At 70.1% G+C, this 16,701-nt stretch carries 21 protein-coding genes; 13 read left to right on the forward strand and 8 right to left on the reverse strand.

Features of this window, described 5'->3' with window-relative positions:
- Nucleotides 1-66: 66 nt before the first annotated feature.
- The 4 genes from ACZ4Z5_RS30670 to ACZ4Z5_RS30685 form a co-directional block, all read right to left on the reverse strand.
- Nucleotides 67-219 (reverse strand): hypothetical protein, encoded by a 153-nt coding sequence (locus tag ACZ4Z5_RS30670; RefSeq protein WP_468269019.1) that lies wholly within the window; start codon nucleotides 217-219, stop codon nucleotides 67-69.
- On the reverse strand, nucleotides 216-974 hold the full coding sequence (locus ACZ4Z5_RS30675) for an RNA polymerase sigma factor (RefSeq protein ID WP_468269022.1): 759 nt from the start codon (nucleotides 972-974) through the stop codon (nucleotides 216-218). The genes ACZ4Z5_RS30670 and ACZ4Z5_RS30675 overlap by 4 nt, the downstream gene beginning before the upstream one ends.
- A 528-nt stretch (nucleotides 975-1,502) precedes the next feature.
- On the reverse strand, nucleotides 1,503-2,405 hold the full coding sequence (locus ACZ4Z5_RS30680; RefSeq protein ID WP_468269025.1) for a hypothetical protein: 903 nt from the start codon (nucleotides 2,403-2,405) through the stop codon (nucleotides 1,503-1,505).
- The gene (locus tag ACZ4Z5_RS30685; RefSeq protein ID WP_468269028.1) at nucleotides 2,402-3,214 is read right to left on the reverse strand and encodes a ParA family protein; all 813 of its coding nucleotides are present in this window, start codon (nucleotides 3,212-3,214) and stop codon (nucleotides 2,402-2,404) included. Before ACZ4Z5_RS30685 ends, ACZ4Z5_RS30680 begins: the two co-directional genes overlap by 4 nt.
- Nucleotides 3,215-3,573: 359 nt before the next feature.
- On the opposite strand from ACZ4Z5_RS30685, the gene ACZ4Z5_RS30690 reads away from it, so the two are divergent.
- Both ACZ4Z5_RS30690 and ACZ4Z5_RS30695 read left to right on the forward strand, forming a co-directional pair.
- Nucleotides 3,574-3,798: a hypothetical protein gene (locus ACZ4Z5_RS30690; RefSeq protein WP_468269031.1), complete on the forward strand. Its 225-nt coding sequence runs from the start codon at nucleotides 3,574-3,576 to the stop codon at nucleotides 3,796-3,798.
- Nucleotides 3,799-3,977: 179 nt separating this feature from the next.
- Nucleotides 3,978-5,243: a tyrosine-type recombinase/integrase gene (locus ACZ4Z5_RS30695; RefSeq protein WP_468269034.1), complete on the forward strand. Its 1,266-nt coding sequence runs from the start codon at nucleotides 3,978-3,980 to the stop codon at nucleotides 5,241-5,243.
- Nucleotides 5,244-5,333: 90 nt separating this feature from the next.
- Here ACZ4Z5_RS30695 and ACZ4Z5_RS30700 read toward each other — a convergent pair whose 3' ends face one another.
- Nucleotides 5,334-5,663: a PCC domain-containing protein gene (locus ACZ4Z5_RS30700; protein WP_468269037.1), complete on the reverse strand. Its 330-nt coding sequence runs from the start codon at nucleotides 5,661-5,663 to the stop codon at nucleotides 5,334-5,336.
- On the reverse strand, nucleotides 5,660-6,421 hold the full coding sequence (locus ACZ4Z5_RS30705) for a helix-turn-helix domain-containing protein (RefSeq protein ID WP_468269040.1): 762 nt from the start codon (nucleotides 6,419-6,421) through the stop codon (nucleotides 5,660-5,662). The genes ACZ4Z5_RS30700 and ACZ4Z5_RS30705 overlap by 4 nt, the downstream gene beginning before the upstream one ends.
- Nucleotides 6,422-6,507: 86 nt before the next feature.
- Between ACZ4Z5_RS30705 and ACZ4Z5_RS30710 the strand changes: the two genes are divergently transcribed.
- The 7 genes from ACZ4Z5_RS30710 to ACZ4Z5_RS30740 all read left to right on the forward strand — a co-directional run bounded on the left by ACZ4Z5_RS30710 (nucleotide 6,508) and on the right by ACZ4Z5_RS30740 (nucleotide 12,611).
- On the forward strand, nucleotides 6,508-6,717 hold the full coding sequence (locus tag ACZ4Z5_RS30710; protein ID WP_468269043.1) for a hypothetical protein: 210 nt from the start codon (nucleotides 6,508-6,510) through the stop codon (nucleotides 6,715-6,717).
- Between the two features lie 353 nt (nucleotides 6,718-7,070).
- Nucleotides 7,071-8,330, forward strand: coding sequence for a TfuA-like protein (locus ACZ4Z5_RS30715; protein ID WP_468269046.1), 1,260 nt, complete (start codon nucleotides 7,071-7,073; stop codon nucleotides 8,328-8,330).
- Nucleotides 8,317-9,465, forward strand: coding sequence for a YcaO-like family protein (locus ACZ4Z5_RS30720; protein ID WP_468269049.1), 1,149 nt, complete (start codon nucleotides 8,317-8,319; stop codon nucleotides 9,463-9,465). The genes ACZ4Z5_RS30715 and ACZ4Z5_RS30720 overlap by 14 nt, the downstream gene beginning before the upstream one ends.
- Nucleotides 9,462-10,337, forward strand: coding sequence for a class I SAM-dependent methyltransferase (locus ACZ4Z5_RS30725; RefSeq protein WP_468269052.1), 876 nt, complete (start codon nucleotides 9,462-9,464; stop codon nucleotides 10,335-10,337). The genes ACZ4Z5_RS30720 and ACZ4Z5_RS30725 overlap by 4 nt, the downstream gene beginning before the upstream one ends.
- On the forward strand, nucleotides 10,334-11,344 hold the full coding sequence (locus ACZ4Z5_RS30730) for an NAD(P)H-dependent glycerol-3-phosphate dehydrogenase (protein ID WP_468269055.1): 1,011 nt from the start codon (nucleotides 10,334-10,336) through the stop codon (nucleotides 11,342-11,344). Before ACZ4Z5_RS30725 ends, ACZ4Z5_RS30730 begins: the two co-directional genes overlap by 4 nt.
- Before the next feature lie 63 nt (nucleotides 11,345-11,407).
- On the forward strand, nucleotides 11,408-11,764 hold the full coding sequence (locus ACZ4Z5_RS30735) for a hypothetical protein (RefSeq protein ID WP_468269057.1): 357 nt from the start codon (nucleotides 11,408-11,410) through the stop codon (nucleotides 11,762-11,764).
- Nucleotides 11,751-12,611 (forward strand): hypothetical protein, encoded by an 861-nt coding sequence (locus ACZ4Z5_RS30740; RefSeq protein ID WP_468269060.1) that lies wholly within the window; start codon nucleotides 11,751-11,753, stop codon nucleotides 12,609-12,611. The genes ACZ4Z5_RS30735 and ACZ4Z5_RS30740 overlap by 14 nt, the downstream gene beginning before the upstream one ends.
- Before the next feature lie 102 nt (nucleotides 12,612-12,713).
- Here ACZ4Z5_RS30740 and ACZ4Z5_RS30745 read toward each other — a convergent pair whose 3' ends face one another.
- Nucleotides 12,714-13,379 (reverse strand): hypothetical protein, encoded by a 666-nt coding sequence (locus ACZ4Z5_RS30745; protein WP_468269062.1) that lies wholly within the window; start codon nucleotides 13,377-13,379, stop codon nucleotides 12,714-12,716.
- Nucleotides 13,380-13,841: 462 nt separating this feature from the next.
- Between ACZ4Z5_RS30745 and ACZ4Z5_RS30750 the strand changes: the two genes are divergently transcribed.
- From ACZ4Z5_RS30750 to ACZ4Z5_RS30765, 4 genes are all read left to right on the forward strand, one after another.
- Nucleotides 13,842-14,150, forward strand: a complete 309-nt coding sequence (locus tag ACZ4Z5_RS30750; protein ID WP_468269065.1) for a hypothetical protein — start codon at nucleotides 13,842-13,844, stop codon at nucleotides 14,148-14,150.
- A gap of 251 nt (nucleotides 14,151-14,401) precedes the next feature.
- On the forward strand, nucleotides 14,402-15,340 hold the full coding sequence (locus ACZ4Z5_RS30755; RefSeq protein ID WP_468269068.1) for a DUF6192 family protein: 939 nt from the start codon (nucleotides 14,402-14,404) through the stop codon (nucleotides 15,338-15,340).
- A gap of 2 nt (nucleotides 15,341-15,342) precedes the next feature.
- Nucleotides 15,343-15,879: a hypothetical protein gene (locus ACZ4Z5_RS30760; RefSeq protein ID WP_468269071.1), complete on the forward strand. Its 537-nt coding sequence runs from the start codon at nucleotides 15,343-15,345 to the stop codon at nucleotides 15,877-15,879.
- 40 nt (nucleotides 15,880-15,919) lie between these two features.
- A complete protein-coding gene (locus ACZ4Z5_RS30765) occupies nucleotides 15,920-16,453 on the forward strand; it encodes a hypothetical protein (RefSeq protein WP_468269074.1) in 534 nt (177 codons plus the stop codon).
- Between the two features lie 89 nt (nucleotides 16,454-16,542).
- On the opposite strand, the gene ACZ4Z5_RS30770 is transcribed toward ACZ4Z5_RS30765, so the two are convergent.
- Nucleotides 16,543-16,671, reverse strand: coding sequence for a hypothetical protein (locus tag ACZ4Z5_RS30770; RefSeq protein WP_468269077.1), 129 nt, complete (start codon nucleotides 16,669-16,671; stop codon nucleotides 16,543-16,545).
- Between the last annotated feature and the right edge of the window lie 30 nt (nucleotides 16,672-16,701).

The raw sequence follows: 16,701 nt of genomic DNA on the forward strand, positions 1-16,701 counted from the left end.
GCCACGTCATCCCCTCTGGACCCTACCGACCAAGGTCAAAATCCTCGAAGGAGATACACCGGGGCACTACTTGAGCAGCAGGTGTAGAAGGGTCATCACGCCGATGCCGACCAGGAGGGCGACGCCGACGGCCGGGTGCAGGAACGCGATGTAGGTTCCGAATCCGCCGGCGAACAGCAGCATCGCCGTACGCAGGTCGAGCCCGTTTCGGTTGTTCACAGGACACCCGCCTCCGGCGTGGAGATCCGGCCGTAGAGCGCTTCGATCTCGCCCTTGGCGACCAGGAGTTTGGCGCGGGCACGCAGCCGACGCATGTGTCCTTCGACGGCCCGGGAGGCCATCCCCAGCTCGTCGCCGATCTCCTTCTGGGACATCTTGGTCTCCCAGATGCACCCGCAGATCGCACGCACCTCCGGTCCGGCGTTCTCCATGATCCGTTGGATGGCCTCCTGGAACACCGTGGTGTCCTCGTACGAGCCGTAAGGGGAGTACAGGTCGGCGTGGACCAGGGGGTCGGCTGCGGCGAAGAGGTTCCGGCGGTAGCTGTAGGACCAGTTCTTGAACGCATCCCGGAAGCAGTACATGCAGGTCCCGAGGAAGTAGGTGCGCATCGTGGCGCCCTTGTCCGGGTCCCAGCGGCCGCCCGGGAGGTACTCCTCGGTGAAGGTCCTCACCGCGCGCTCGACAGAGTCGTGGGCCACCTCGTCGCGGAGGTCGCCGCGCCGGGTCAGCGTCTCGGTTTCGAACCAGCGGGCGGGGACGGTGATGCCGCGCTCACCGCACTTCTCGATGATCGTGCCGTCCTTCATCCAGGCGTTCAGGCACTTCCAGCCGTAGAGCCACAGGTCCTCGCGCAGCAGGTCCATCTCCCAGCCGGTGAAGTCACACCGCTGGAGCCGTTCGTACAGGGCGCGGTCCGCCTCCAGCTTCTCGGGGTTGCCCTGCTTGCGGCGCTTGGTGGCGGTCTGCTGCACGGCGGGGACCTCCCGGGACCCGTCCGACTCACAAATTTGATCTTGCATATTGACGCATACCTCATCTCGTACATGAAGTTCTACTGGCAGCGCCTTATGGAAAGTTCAGGATTCTTCCCACGAACTTTTTGATAATCACGCGATGTGAATCTGTTCTCGCTGGTCAGAGCGTTTCGCGGGAGTCTGGTCCGCTGAGGCCCCACCGTGCCGGCACGGGCATGCGAACGGCGGTGACCCCGGCGTACTCGCCGGGGGTCACCGCCGTCCTGGGGGTGGGGGGTCAGGCCGGGGTTAGGCCAGGGACGCCGTTGGTGTCCGCGGTGGGGGTGAGGTACTCCTGCAGCGCCCGCCTGCGCCACCGCCTCGCGCCCGCGGTGTAGTGCCCGTCACGGGGGTGCTGCCCACCAGTTCCGAACGCACGGAGGCCCGACCACTAGAACGGAAGGTCTGGGTCGGGCCTTCGTGCTTCATGCGTCGGGCGTTCTCTCCTTGACCGCCCGCCCCATACGGGCGAGCACCTTCCGCGGTCTACGCCCGGGTGCCCGCAGATGCTTCAGTGTCGGGATCGCCGGATTCGGTCCGAGGGGCAGGGAGCGTTCTCTTGGCGGCGATCTTGCGGGCCTGCTCAACGCGGCGCTGAACCCTCTTGAGCTGCTCCTCGACGGCGTCGAGCTGTTCCACGGCCTTGGCCGGGTCCTGCTCGACGAGACGCTCGACGTTCTTCGGCGCGAGTGCCCTGTAGGCGTCGGCGAAGGCGAGACGTTCGTAGGCGGAGGATGGCAGCGCGCGGGCTGCCCTGGTCTCCTCGGAGGCAGGGAGGAACCCAAGCGCTTGTGCCGCGGCCTTGAGGGACTCTGCGGTGAGCTTGCCGGACTCTTTGGCCTTGTCGAGCACCATCATCGCCTCGTTGGGCCCCTTGTCTTCGTAGACCGGCCGGAGCACCGCGGCGTGCGTGGCGACGAGGGGGTGCCCGGCTGATTCGATGAGGGGGCGGATGGTGAGGAGGTTTGCGGCGTCCTTGATCAGGTCGTAGATGTACTGGCGGTTGATGCCGAGGTGCTTCGCGTACGCATTGATGTTCTTGAAGCCGCCAGCCTCGAAGAGGTCCCGCTGCAGGAGGATCTTCAGGGCGGTGCCGCGTTCGATGGTGCCGCGCATCTTGGCCGCAGCGATCGACTCGAACTCCCGAGCTTCGGACCTGCCGCATGCTTCCGCGAGCACCCTGAACTGCTCTGCCTCATCCAGGCCGTCGAGGACGGTCTCGTCGAAGCCCGTCGGGAAGAGCGGACCGGCCTCCGCTGCTGTGCCCTTCTGGCGCTCGGCGGGCACGGCAGGGTCGACCTGTGCGTCTGCAGCTTTCTGGAGTTTCGTCCTCTTCTCCTCAGCGACGCGCTTGTTGCCGTCCGCGATGAGACTTCTGACGCTGCTCACTTAGTTTCTCCTGCGGCGGTGAGGATGTTGTCGTATGCGGAGGCGAGGGCGAGAGCCTCTTTGTTGGTCTGGCTGGTGACGGGCACACACGCGTAGCGGCAGACCTTGCGGAACTCGTGCCGGGGGATGGCGAGGTCGTCGCGGTAGAGGTCGCCGTACGTGTCAGCGAGGTGCTTCCCTATGGCATTGCCGAGCGTGGTCGACATGCCGTTCTTGCCGGGCACGACGATGGAAGGAACGATTGCGACGATCTTGAGATCGTGGCCGTAACTGTCGCGGATGATGCTGATGGTCTCCATAGCCTCAGCCGCCCCCACCTTGCCGTCCTCGTCGAGGGTGGCCGGGATGATCACATGGGTCGCGGCCAGCAGTGACGCTGTCACCAGCTTCCCGCCGGCGCGCGGGGGAAGGTCCAGAACGAGCTCATCGTCCTTGCCCAGTACGCCGTCAAGAGCATGACGGAGACGGAATTCCAGGCCGACTGCCTGGTCGGTCTCACGGTTTGCCAGTGCGCGTTCGGCGGCGATGACGCGGACGCCGGACCACGGTTCGGAGGCGTCGGTGAGGGCCTCAGCGGCAAGGCCGCGTTCTCCCTTGGGGTCCATGGCCAGGAGATCGTTCATGGTGAACGCGGTCTCAGTGACGCCCAGCTCGGCTGTGAAAGTTCCGCGCGGGTCGAGGTCTCCGGTGTAGACCGTGCCTGGCTTGCCGTCCAGCCTGCGCTTGCGCGCCGCTGCCGTCAGGCCTCCCGCGAGGGCGCTCTTCCCGACGCCTCCCTTCTCGCTGTAGATGGCGTAGCGCCGTGCCATGTTCGTTCCTTCCGCTGGCGGAGATCTACCGCGGAAGCGTACCGAGAGGCGAGGGTTCCGGAACCGACCGCACGTGGTTGTCGGAAAAAAACGACAACCACCCTCCGGAAGCCGCGTCCGCTGTGCTGCAGCACTTCAAGGGCTCTCCGGCGCGTGACCTCAGGTGATCCGTCAGGCTCCTGCGCTTCCCACCGTCTCGGACTGCCGGACCTCCCAAGTCCCGCAGGGAGACATCAGTGAGACCCGACGTCGGGTCGAGGGGATCGCTGCCTGGCTGCCCCGAGGTTGCGGCAGGGAAGTTCAAAGGAGGTTGTGTAGAAGGGGGTAGGGCGACAGGAGCCGCCCGTACGATGATCAGCGTGACCGTACGCCGCGCCCTCGGCACCGGCCCCGAGGCCCCCGCGCACAGCATCCGCGCTGCCCAGGCCGACCTTCTCGACGCGCTGCCCGGCGTCCGCCTGCCGGACCTCAGCGAGCTGCGTGACCGCGGAGTTCTCGGAGTCCAGCCCGCACCGCCGCCGAGCCCGCGACGGGTCCTCGGACCGGGCTGCACGGACGACGCAGCGCCGGAGCCCTCCGGCTGACGCAGCACCCCCAGGGCCTCGCCAGTCGTACGACGCCGTTGGTTAATTTGGGGCCTGCTGCTTCGCCCCGTCGAGCTGTTGCCGGACGGGGCGAAGTTCCGGCACTGCGGTTGGGCCTGATGTTTCTGACACCATCCGGGCCGCGCGGCTCTCCGGGCGTGGCTACCGTGCAGTCCGTGATGAAGAAGCCCGACATTCTGGAGGAGCTGCCCGAGCTCCAAGAGGCCGTGGACGCCGTGTGCGAGCAGGCGCCCTCCGAGGCCCGCCGGCGGCAGATCCGCGCCCACGCCCGAGAGCTGGTCCGCGCGCTCAAGCACCCTGAGCACCCCCTGACACTCGCCGACGACCTGGCCGACGTCCTCGCCTCCGACTCGCTCAAGGAGTACGAGCGCCTGGCCCTGATCGGCGAGCTGCGCGACCGGGGCGCCAAGCGGCCGACATCGGAGGCGACCGCGATGGTGCGGTCCGGGGTGATGGTGCTCCTGCAGCGCGAGCTCGGCCTGGAGGTCGTCCACCTGCGCCAGCTGCAGGAGCTGCCCGGCAAGGAGCCGGTCGACGTCGTACGACGCGAGCGGCTGCGCGCCAGCCTGCAGACCCTCGCCGACGTCGTCGGCCGACGCACCCGCTGGACCGTCGAGGGCGGCCTGCTCGCCGGGCCGTACCCCCTGTGGGTGCGGATGCTCGCCATGGCGTCCGTGGTCCTGGACACCGGGTGCCGGGTCGGCGAGCTGTGCGCGCTGCGCCTGGAAGACCTCTCCCCCGCGCTGGAAGAGGTGCGCATCACCCGGCGGCCGCAGAACGCCCGCCGGGACACCCCGGTGTCCGTCGAGGTCTACCCGCTGCGCCGGGCGACCCGGGCCGCCCTGCAGCGGTGGCTCCAGGTCCGCCGTCTGCTGATGGCCGAGGTGACCGGCGGCGCCGACTGGCTGTGGGTGTCGGTGCGCGGCAACCACGGCGGCGTGGTCGCCGAAGGCGTCGAGCCGGAGTACCGGCCCGCCGGCACCGCCCTGCAGCCACGCGGGGTGGCCCGCAGCTACACCCGCACCGTGGCGACGGTGAACGTCGACCTCGCCGGGACCGCGGGCTGGCAGCCGTTGCCGGTACGGATGGAACAGCTGCGCCGCGGCGTCGCCGAGCCGCAGCTGCAGATGGTGCCCCCCGCCCCCGACGCCGAGCGCGCCGCCCGCTGCATGGCCGACCTGGAGGAGGCCGGGAGGCAGCTGGCCGCGCTCCCTGACGAGGAGACCGTCGCGACCGCCGGCCGCAAGGCCCACCGACTGGCCCGCCAGACCCTGCGCGAGGCGTGGCGGGAGGGAATCGGGCACCGCGCACAGCTCGCCGTCCTCGGCTCCTGTGGCCTGTCCGCACTCGACGTCCCGCGTACCGGATGGGAACCGGAGCTGCTGCGGGCCCTGGACCGAGCCGCGCACTTCACGCCGCTATAGACCTGTTGGACCCGACACCCTCGACCATTGCCGCCGGTCGCGGGTGACACGCGACGAGTGGGCGTGGACGGCGATCGGGCAGAGCGACGACTAGATGGGGATGACGTAGGCGCGGGCGAAGTGGGTGCCGATGTGCGCTTCGTGGAGGTGCCCGGCGATGGCGCGGTCGCCTTCGACGCCCATGACGACGTGGAGGTGGACGAAGCCGTTGCGGATCTCACCGGTGCCGGTCATCTCGCCGGGCAGGTCGTACGTGGTGATGGTGTCCTTGAGCGCGTCGCCCTCGGGCATAGTCGAGACGGTGAAGGAGTCCGCGGCCCCGATCAGAGAGACGATCGCGGCGTCGGTGATGCCGGCGTCGGCGGCTTGGCGGTTCAGCTCGTTGACGAGCTCACCGGCGGGGACTTCAAAGACGATCATGCGGGACTCCGTCCGATCATGGGGCTCAGCTCCCGCAGCATGACCGAGGAACACCAGCGAGCGCCAGAATCCCGGGGGTTGAGGGCCTCTCTGGCGAAGCGGGTGGCGAGAAAGTCCGCGCGGTGGGCGTAGGCGGTGGGCCGGGAGGCGATCCGGCCGGCGGTCGTCCAGTCCACGGCGCAGACGCGGGAGGTCACGGCCGTCAGGTAGAGGTGGCGGACCTCCTCGTCGTGGGCCAGGACGCGGGCGACCTGGTCGGCCTGGCCCTGGCCGGGGAGCTTGGCGAGGATGCCCGCGGCGTTGACACGCAGGATTGGTACGTCGCCGTCCAGCATCCACCGGCGCAGGTGGACGGTGGACGCCTTGTCCGTCAGCGACGCGGTGACGATGTCCGTGCCGTGCGTGGTCTGGAGGCGGGCCAGGGGGCCCGGGTCGCGGCCGGCGATGCTGGCCGCCATCTCGGTGGCGAGCGCGCCGTGCGTGACGGCCAGGGCGGACAGTCCCAGGAAGGCTCGTCGGTTCACGCGGTCGAGCCTAGCCTCCGCCTCCAATTGCTCGACAGAGGCGCCCAGTACGCGGGACAGGTGCCCGATCCAGTGCCCGCCGGGGATGACCTTGCCCGTCTCCCACCGCTTGACTGCGTCCCGCCCCGGTGCTCCGGTGGGGTCACCTGCGGAAACGGCCAACTGTTCGGCGAGCCTGGCCTGGCTCCAGTGTTTGAGGGTGCGCAGATCACGGATCAACTGTCCGATCGGCATGGGCACATGATGCCCCTCATGGTGCCCCTCCGAGGCAGGTTGGGCACGGTTCATCCTTGCGGGAGCCCGATCACGGAGGTTGCGTCATGAACACCGCCCACCGCTTCTTGCCCGACTGGCTGACCGAGGGCGCCTCGGCCGTCGACGGTCAGGGACGGCGGGGCGTCGTGCAGTTCATTGGCGAGTGGGAAGACCCCGCCACCCGGCGCGTCACCGACTGCGCGATCTTCCTGCGCCCGGAGGGCGGCGGCACAGAGTGGATCGTCGCCGACCACCGGACCCTCACCCAGGGTTGAACCACAGGCTTCCCGCCCCGGCCAGGGGCGGGAAGGCGGGCACGCAGGGGGCGAGATGCCCCTGCGGACCCGCGGCACCACCGGCATGCGGGCGGCAGGCGCCCGCACTGTCCGCAACCACAGCACACGCACTGAAGGAGAAGGCCCGTGGAGTCCAAGTCCGGTATCGCCGTCGCCAGCGCCTCGGTGGGGGAGAACGAGCAGGTCACCGGTCCCGTGGTGGTCGCCGTCGACGTCGAGGACGAGGAGTAGTCCCCGTCTCGCGCGTCCTGACCTGGGCGCCCCTCCCCGGCCCTGCCCGGGCCCGGGGAGGGGTGCCCCTCGGTTCGACCGTGGAGGTCACAGTGATTCACGTGTTCGTCGGGCCGACGCTGCCCGGCTCCGAGCCGCAGCTTGCTGCCCAGGGCATACGGGTGTGGCCGCCGGCCCGGCACGGCGACCTGTTCGATCCCGCGATCCGCAGCGGAGACACGGCGCTGGTCATCGACGGGGTGTATCACCAGGCGCCGGCGCTGCGTCACAAGGAGATCCTGGCCGCGATGGGCCGGGGAGTGACGGTGATCGGGGCGGCGAGCATCGGCGCGCTGCGGGCCGCCGAACTGGCCCGGTTCGGGATGCTCGGCGTCGGCCACATCTACAACGCCTACGCCCGGGGAGAGATCGACGGCGACGACGAGGTGGCCGTCGGACAGGCCCCGGACGGGGAGTTCGGCGCGCTGACCTTGCCGGTGGTGAACCTCCGGCACGTCCTTCAGCTTGCCCAGTCGGCCGGGGTCCTCGACGGCGAACGCGCCGCCAGGCTCCTGGCGGCGCTGCGCGCGGTCTACTACCCGCACCGCACGCGGGCTGCCGTACGGGCCGTGTGCCGTCGCCAGGGCGAGACGGAGTTCGCCGCATGGCTGGCCGCACGGCTTGAGCAGGACCGGCACTTCGGCGACCTCAAGCGCGCCGACGCCCTCGCGGCCGTACGCGTCGCGCTGGACAGCGGCGGAGCGCCGCAGACCGACGCCCGGCGGGCGCCTGCGGTGTGGGAGACGACGTACTTCCGTCGCTGGTCCAATGCCTTCGCCCGCACCTGTGCGGACGGGCTGGAGCTGTCCACCGAGGACCGCCTCGTCTACCAGCAGGTGTTCGACCCGGCGTTCGCCACGACGTGGGCCGCCTACCTCGAACACCGCTCCCTCCACCCAGCTGACGAAGGGCCAGGCCTGCCGCTTGAGGTGCGGCTGGCCCAGGTCACCGGCGGCGACCTGCCCGCCGACCGCGTGTTTCACCCGGCGGTCGACCTGCGGGATGAGCAGACCGTGGCCCTGCTGCTGGCCGGCGAGACCGAGCAGGACCGTCAGGCGGTCGCCCGGTACGCCGACGCTCTCGCGCAGGAGCGTCGCACCCGGCCGGGGTTCACGGTCGCGGCGGTGCGCGACGACCTCACCCGCCGGCTTCTTCAGCGGGTGTGGCAGTGCCCTGAGCGGGAGTTCAACGACGAGGCATCCGCGCGCGGGCTGGTCTGCGGGGCGCACGCCGTCCAGGCGGCCAAGCGGCTCGTCCCCGGGCTGCTCCAGGAGATGAGAGAGACGACCGAGCGGACGGAGACGGCCTGTGTTACGCGGTGACGGCCCGGTGGCGCTGCCGGGCACGGTACGGGCCCGGCAGCCGGAGGAGACGTGGGAGGCGGTGGCCGGGTTCCTGCCGGAATACGGCATCACCCGCCTCGCGGACCTGACCGGGCTGGACTGCATCGGGCTGCCGGTGTGGACGGCGATCCGGCCCGCCTCGCGGACCCTGAGCACCTCCCAGGGCAAGGGCGCCACCGCCCTGTTGGCGAAGCTGTCGGCGGTCATGGAAGCGATCGAGCTGTGGCACGTCGAGCAGCCGCTGCCCGTCCCCGCGTACGGTCCGGCCGCCGAGGTCGCCCCCGACTGCCCCGTGACGGCGCTGCCGCTGACCATCCCGCATCCCGAGGACACCCTGACCCGGATGGTGTGGGAGTGGACCCCCGGCACCGGCCTGGTCAGCGGCGAGAAGCGGCTGCTGCCGGTCGACCTGGTCCGCCGCCGGGTGCAGCGGCCAGAGTGGAGCCCGGACCTGCTGCGTGCAACCAGCACCGGTCTGGCGTGCGGCAACAGCCGCGACGAGGCGCTGCTGCACGGCCTGTTCGAGGTGGTGGAGCGCGATGTGCTGTACCGGGACGGGCAGGCGGGCGGACAGCGGCGCACCCTGATCGACCCCCGGACGGTCGACGACCCGCACGGCATGGACGTGATCGCCCGGCTGACGGCCGCGGGCATGGCGCTGGAGATCGCGCTGGTGGACGGCCCATACGGGCTGCCGGTGTGTGTGGCCTACCTGTGGTCGGAGGACTACCCGGTCGTCTTCGCCGGCGGCGGCTGCCACAGCGTCCCGGGGATCGCGCTGACGCGGGCGATGACCGAGGCCGCCCAGTCCCGGCTCGCCGCCATCGCCGGGACCCGGGACGACCTTCCCAGCGACCCGGGCAGCTTCGACACCCCGCCCTTCCACCCGCCGCGGACCGCCGGGCTCGCGCCGTGGCCGGACGCGACGGCCCGCTTCACCCCGGCCGGCGGAGGCTTCGCCGACCAGGCCCGGACCGTGGCCCGGCAGGTCGCGCACGTCACCGGGTACGAACCGGCGGCCCTGGACCTGTCCGCCCCGGACGACCCTGTCCACGCCGTACAGGTCGTCTGCCCCGGAACCCGCTCACGGATCAGAAGGTCGATGCCCCGATGAACACCACCACCCCGACCGTGAGGTTGGCCGAGTACGACGCCTTCCACACCGCCCGCACCCGCACCGATCTGGTCGCCCGCCTGTATGCCGAGGCGATGGGCGAGGACTACCCGGCCGAGGTAGCCGCCTCCAGCTCCTGCGACTGGCCCTTACTCGGCCTATTGGCCGCGCGGCTGCGGATGCGCCCGGGCCAGGTCCTCGTGGACGCCGGATGCGGCGCCGGCGGCATCGGCCTGTGGCTGACCCGCGCCCTCGCCGTCCGCCTGGACGCCTTCGACCTCTCCCCGGTAGCCGTCGCACAGGCCACTGCCCGCCGCGCTCACTTCCTCGGCTCCGCCGCCGACCGCGCCGTCTTCCGCATCGCCGAGCTGGAGAACACCGGCCTGCCCGACGGCCACGCCCACGGCATCGTGTGCGTGGACACTCTCAGCCGTGCCGCCGACCGCGGGGCAGCGCTGCGTGAGCTCGGCCGCGTCCTGGCCCCCGGCAGCCGTCTGATCGTGACCCGCGCCCTTAGGCGCGGTGCGGACCCGGCGTGGCACGAGGCGGTCGCCACCGCCGGGCTGACGCAGGAGCACGTGGACGAGCGGCCCGGAGAACCCGCGATGTGGGAGCGGCTCTACCGGCTGTGGATCGCCCACGCCGATCAGCTGCGGCGCGAGCTGGGCCAGGTCCCTGCCGAGAACATGCTCCGCGAGGCACATCAGGTGCTCCCCACCCTGCGCGGCCGGCGGGCTGTCCTGCTGACGCTGCGGCGCCCGCCTGCCACCACCCCGGTCGTCCCGGCGGGAGTGGGGGCGGTCGATACGATGGCCCGGCCCGGCCGCCAGACCGGCGACAGGCCCGCCTCCGGCGAGAGGACCCCGCAGTGAACCAGCACCACGTCCGTGCGGCGGTGTTCTCCGCCGGGTCCTGGGGCACCGCCGTGGGCAAGATCATGGCGGACGCCGGCACGAGCGTGATCATGCACGCCCGGCGCAGTGAGATCGCCGACGCGATCAACGCCACCCACCGCAACCCGGGGTACTTCCCGGACGTCGAGCTTCCCCACACCCTGACGGCCACTACGGATCCGGCCGCCGCGCTGGACGGCGCGGACTTCCTCGTGCTGTCCATCCCCGCACAGTCCCTGCGGGCGAGCCTCGCCGCCTGGGCCCCGCACATCGGCCCGGACACCGTGATCGTGTCGCTGATGAAAGGCATCGAGATCGGCTCCGGGCTGCGGGCGAGCCAGGTCATCACCGAGGTGACCGGCATCGGCGCCGACCGCGTCGCTGTGCTCTCCGGCCCGAACCTGGCCCGCGAGATCATGGACGGACAGCCCGCCGCCGCCACCGTCGCCTGCCCCGACGAGGCCGCCGCCCACCGCGTCCAGCACGCGTGCCACACCCCGTACTTCCGGCCCTACACGTCCGCCGACGTGACCGGCTGCGAGCTGGGCGGCGCCGTGAAGAACGTCATCGCCCTCGCCGTCGGCATCGCCTCCGGCATGGGCACGGGCCACAACGCGCAGGCCATGCTCATCACCCGCGGCCTGGCGGAGACCACCCGCCTTGCCACCGCCATGGGCGCCCACCCGGCCACCCTCGCCGGGCTCGCAGGCCTGGGCGACCTGGTGGCGACCTGCTCCTCCCCGCTCTCCCGCAACCGCACCTTCGGCACCCACCTCGGCCACGGCCTGAGCGTCGACGAGGCGACGGCCGCCACCCGGCAGACCACCGAGGGCGTCAAGAGCGCGGAGGCGATCCTCGCCCTGGCCCACGCCCACGACGTCGAGATGCCGATCACGGAAGTCGTCTCCGCCCTGCTCCACGAGAAGTTCACTCTCGACCAGGCCGCGGCCGCGCTGATGCAGCGGCCCCCCAAGCCCGAGCGCTGACCCCCGCAGAGCCCCGGACACAGGACTCACCGCCTTCACCCTCCCGACACGGAGGTCTCACCCATGCACGGATCCGTGCTGACCGCTGTCCAGATCACCGTCACCTGCGCACTCGTGACATGGATGATCACCGGCTTCACGCCCCTGCCCGGCCGCTGGCTGCGCTGGAAGATGTTCTGCCGGGCCACCTTCACGATCGTCCACCTCACCGGCACCACCAAGGACGGCCGCGCCGAGCCGGTGAACGTCTACGACCACCTCTCGCCCGGCTCGTTCATCCTCGGACCACCACAGCTCCAGGCGATCCTCGACCACCTCACCCGCAGCGGCCGGTACGAACGGATCGACGGCGACGGCCGCGTCCTGTCCGCCCGTGGCGAGCAGCAAGTGGCAGTGAGGGACAGCCGTGTGGTTCTTTGACGCGCTCGCCTCGGGCTTCCAGCACCCCACCGACCCTGGCCGGCTCCAGTGGTTCCGCATCCTCTTCGGCACCGTCCTCACCGCCCGGTTCGCCCTCTCCCTCGGCCAGGGCGGATGGGACCGCTTCGCCCCCGGCTCCCTCAGCCTCCACCTCGCCGAACAACGCTTCGGCCCCCGACGGGCCCGGCTCCTCTCGAGCGTGTACCGGCCCGTACTGATCATCCGCACGATCGCCGCCCTCGCCCTGGCCGCCGGGCTCGCACCCCGCCCGGCACTGCTGATGGTCCTGGCCGGCGCCGCCATGGAGCTGCTGTTCCTCAAGAGCCCCAACGCCGTCCGCTACACCCTCCTGACCGGCGCCTGCCTTCTGGCCGCCGGAGACCTCGGCCACGGCCTGACCATCGAGCACGGCCCGAATACGGCCAACACCTGGGCTCTGTGCCTCCTCGTGCTGATCACCACCGACATCTACTGGAACAGCGCCTGGCACAAGCTCTGCTCCCCCCAGTTCCGCAGCGGCCTCTACCTCGCTCAGTGGATCCACACCTACATCCAGGTCAAGGACCAGCTCCCCCACCGGCGCTTCCAGTACGCCATCCCCGGCCTCGTCCGCCGCCACATGGGCAACCTCGCCGACCGGGACGTCCGCCTCTGGCGCGCGGGCGCGGCGACCGTCATCACGGCAGAGATTGCGCTGCCGCCCGCGCTCCTCATCCCGCAGACGATGCCGTACGCGGCCGTCGCCGGCATCACGATGCACGCGGCCTTCACCTGCCTCAAGCCCCGCCAGCTCATCACCTTCTCCGGCCTCACCCTCGGCACCTACGTCGCCTTCGCGGCCGCCTGACCGCTCCCGCCCCGGCCCAACCGGTCAGGCGCCGAGGAAGAGCTGAGGGAGTTCGGGCAGCCTCGGATGACGACCGAGGGCAGGTCTGGTCCGGGCAGACTGCTACGGCTGGGCCGGGAGCAGGGTCAGGCGGACACTCCGGCCCTCCAGATGGAAGCTGAACGGCGCCACGACTTCCTCACCGACGGTCTCGACCAGCCATGTGTCGTCGCCGTCCTGGCCGCAGCGCACGTACAGGTGGCCGTCGATCTCCAGAAGCAGAGCAGCTCGTTCCAGGCGCTCGCGGACGTGGTCGGCGAATGCGAGCTTCCCCTTCTCCCAGGCGTCGCGCACCTTCTTGTGCACGGTGGGCAGCTTGTGCGGAACCAGCGGCCAGGCGTAGCCGGGGCCGGGAAGCCGCGCGACACGGAAGCCCTCCCAGACCAGGGAGCCGCTGCTGCCCTCCAAGTAGCCGCACTCGCGGGCAAGGTCGGCCCACTTGTCGGCCTTGATGTGCCGGCGGCAGCGTTCGCACGCCTTCCAGAGCATCGCGGCGATGGGCATGCCGATCCTGATGCCCGAGCCTGGGACAAGCTCGGCGGACTGCTCGGCCTGCCCGGCCGGGAAGGCCCACACCACTGGTGGCGACTTGATCCTGACCATTGGCCCGTTCGGGCAGAAGTCGCACGCGGCCCCCGCGTTCTCCATGGTCATCGGCTCGGCGACGACAGCCTCGTCCCGGGGAGCCGGGACACCAGTGATCGCTTCGAAGACCGTGTTGGGTTCCATGTCCTCCATAACTACCGGGACTCCGGGAGGGTGATGGCCTTCAGCCGGAGTTCTCAGGCCGCCCGCCGGATCGCGATGCCGCCCGGAGGGGAATGCCGTCATGGCATCTACCTCTCCCGCGTCGCGGCTGGTGGCTGCGGCCGCCGGGAGCCGGCTCCGGCCCCTCGGCCTTCGTCGGCGTGGCCGGTCCCGCCTCTGGCTGGACGACCACGGGTGGTGGCTGGGGCTTGTCGATTTCCCTTCGCCCGGGTGGAGCCAGGGCAGCGGCCTGCACGTTGGGGCGATGTGGCTGTGGCAGGACCTTGACCATTTCGCGTACAACGTCAGTGAACGGCTGAGCGGAACCGGGGACTACCGCAGTGACGAGCAGTTCTCGCCGGTGGCGGAGGAGCTCGCCACTCGTGCGGGAACGCAGGTGGAGAAGCTCCGGCGCCAGTTCCCCGACGTCGGCTCGGCGGCGAGGTGGCTGCTCAGCCGGTCAGGCGCAGGTGGCTCTGGGAGCCGTGGAACGCCGGCGTCGCCGCGGCGCTCGTCGGTGACGTCCCACTGGCGAGGGAGCGGTTCGCGGCCGTCCTCGACGAGGAGTCCGTCGCCCCCTGGATGAACGATGCGCAGCGGACCGCGCGAGAACTGATGGGCATGGCGGGCGACCGCGACGCCGTCAGGTCCTGGCCGATGAGCAGCATCACCTCGTGCCGGCGGCGACTGGGCCTGAGCTCGCCCGACGCGCTTGCGGAGACGCTCGGTGGAACCGCGGGCCGTCCACGGTGACGCGGACCCCCGCCGGTCCCGCCCGGGAGGCGTCACGCCACCCGACCTCGACATCGTCGAACGACCGGGTCCTGGCAGTCACCCGACCGGGCCGAATCGTGCGTGTTGAGGGGACTGCGAGACCGGTGCACACTGAAAATGAGTCGGTTCACACTGCAACTATCGGTAAGTGTAGATCCGCAGGCCGGAAGGTGAACGCCCTCATCTCTCCGGCCCCACCACCTGGAGTTTCGCGTCTGGTGGGAGGTCCCATGGCCAGCAAGATCACCAGCCCTTTCCCGCAACGGTTCACCGACCGCCAGTGGGCCCGCTACGTCAAGGAGGGCCGGAACCTGGTCGAGGAAGAGTCCCGGGCTCAGTTCCGGCTCGGCGACCTGACCCTGAAGATGGTCCCGGTCCAGCGCCCAGGCACCGACAACCACCAGCAGCGTGGTGTCTTCCCAGTGCTCGATCGGTATGCCGACGAGATCGGAATCAACGTCCACACCCTGATCAACTACCGGCACGTGTCCATCGCCTGGCCGCCCGACAAGCGAGCCGACGGAGTGTCCTGGTCGATCCATAAGGCCCTGGACGCCCTGGACGACCGCTTCGAGGTGATCCACAACCCCCCGCACGGCGGCCACTGGACGGAAGACAGCGCTCTGCGCCACGCGGGACGGCTCCCGCACCGGCCGCTGACCAAGGCCGAGAAGCTCGACCGGGTCCGGGTGCTGCTGGACCAGGACGAGAACGCCGCCGAGGCTGTCAGCGAGCTCATCCGTCGGCCGGACGTCGCGCACCGGGTGATGAGCAACACCTCCAACCAGCGCATCCTCTACCGGGCCCACCATGAGCAGCGTCTACAGGCTGCTGAGGCCCGCTTCGCCGCTGCCCACGAAGAGGAAGCGGAGGAAGAGACAGCCGAGGCCACACAGCGGGTGCGGCGCCGCGAGCCGGCCGTGGACTACACCCGGGCATCGAGCGAGGTACTTGAGCTGATCGGGGTAGGCACGAGCTTCCTGGTGGAGATGCAGCGCCTGATTCCCGGTCTGCACGTCGCGGAGTTCACCGACCGCGAGGTTCGAGCGATCTTGGACAACCACCGTCGCATCCGTGCCGCCTTGGACTGGTGCGACACCGTCGTGACGACCGGCGAGAAGACCATGGACGAGGAGCTGGCACGCATCCTCGACGAAGGCGATGAATAGAGATGCCAACCCGTACGAGCACCGCTGAACGCAAGCCGAAGGAGGACACCCGGGCACGGCGTACGCCGCCCGTTGCCACCCAGCACCTCGCGGAACTGGCCTGGAACATCTTCGAAGACGCGGGCGAAGACGTCCTCATCCACAAAGACACGGTCACCACCCGCATCCACGCGACAGAAAGCCAGTTCACACGCCTCAAGGGCTACATCCGCGACCGCATCACCATGGAGAAGGGCAAAGCGTTCTTGTCCTTCCGCGACGGCTACCTGATCACCACCGACCCCCTGAAGATCGCCGAGTCCGTCGGCTGGCGACTGCGTCGCATCAACACCGAACTGCGCCGACTGCTGTCCGGCTGGATCGACCCCCTGGGTGAGGACGTCGCCCTCTACGAAGTCCTCAAGATGTACCAAGAGGAGATCGGCCACATGCTGCGCCTGTCCGAACGAATGGAGAACCTTAGCCACTCGATGCCCAAGCCCGTCAGGGCCACGAAGGGCAAGCGGCGCCGACACACAACGGCGGCCCGCTCCACCTGACAGTGGCGCGGAGAACTTCGAGTAGGCGGGCGCCGGCATCATGACGCGATCGTCGGGCTCCCGGCCGGCTAGCGCTGCTGCCCTGCACCGTGCGCTGGCCGAGCTGGGTGCTGCCCCCACGCTCGACCGCACCCACCGCCCGCACGGGCCCCGACCGGAAGACGCGCCGCTGCTGCTCGGCATCCTCCTAGCCAAAGCCGAACTCGATGCGGCCGTGCGCGCCGACCCCGGTGCAGAACCGCCCGAGGGCCTTACCGAACTGATCCGCGGCTACAACACTCTCACCCGGTCCGAGGAGACACGGCTACGGCTGCTCGCCCTACGGCTGGTGAGAACCGCATTCGACGTAACCCTCTACGAAGACGTCGAGGACCCGTGCATCCCAGCAGCGGAAAACGCGGCGATGACGGCAGCCAACATGATCAATGCCTTCCGCATCACCCGGCACGGTGCCAGCCCAGACGACAAACGGGCTCTCGCCATGGCCCTCCAGTCCGCCGAGCGGTTCAACCGTAGTACCACTGAGGACCTTGAGTGCGCCCGCCACCAACTCACACGAGGCCGTAGGCAATGAGCGGGGACTCACCTCCCGCATCACTCCGGCAGGGAATGGCCATTGCGGCCACCGCTTCTTCAGCGCGTCGGCGGCGGTTACCCGGTTGGTCACGGCGTCGTTCCCAGGGCATGGGTGATTCCGCCACTGCCGTCGACGAGCTGCTCGACGAGTCCGACGACCGGCTGCGGCTGCTGTCCGTCGGTGAAGCGCGAGCAGTGATCACTCTGTTGGGTCACCTATGTACCCATCAACAGCCGGTAGGGGTG

Source organism: Streptomyces sp. NPDC030222, from assembly GCF_055573115.1.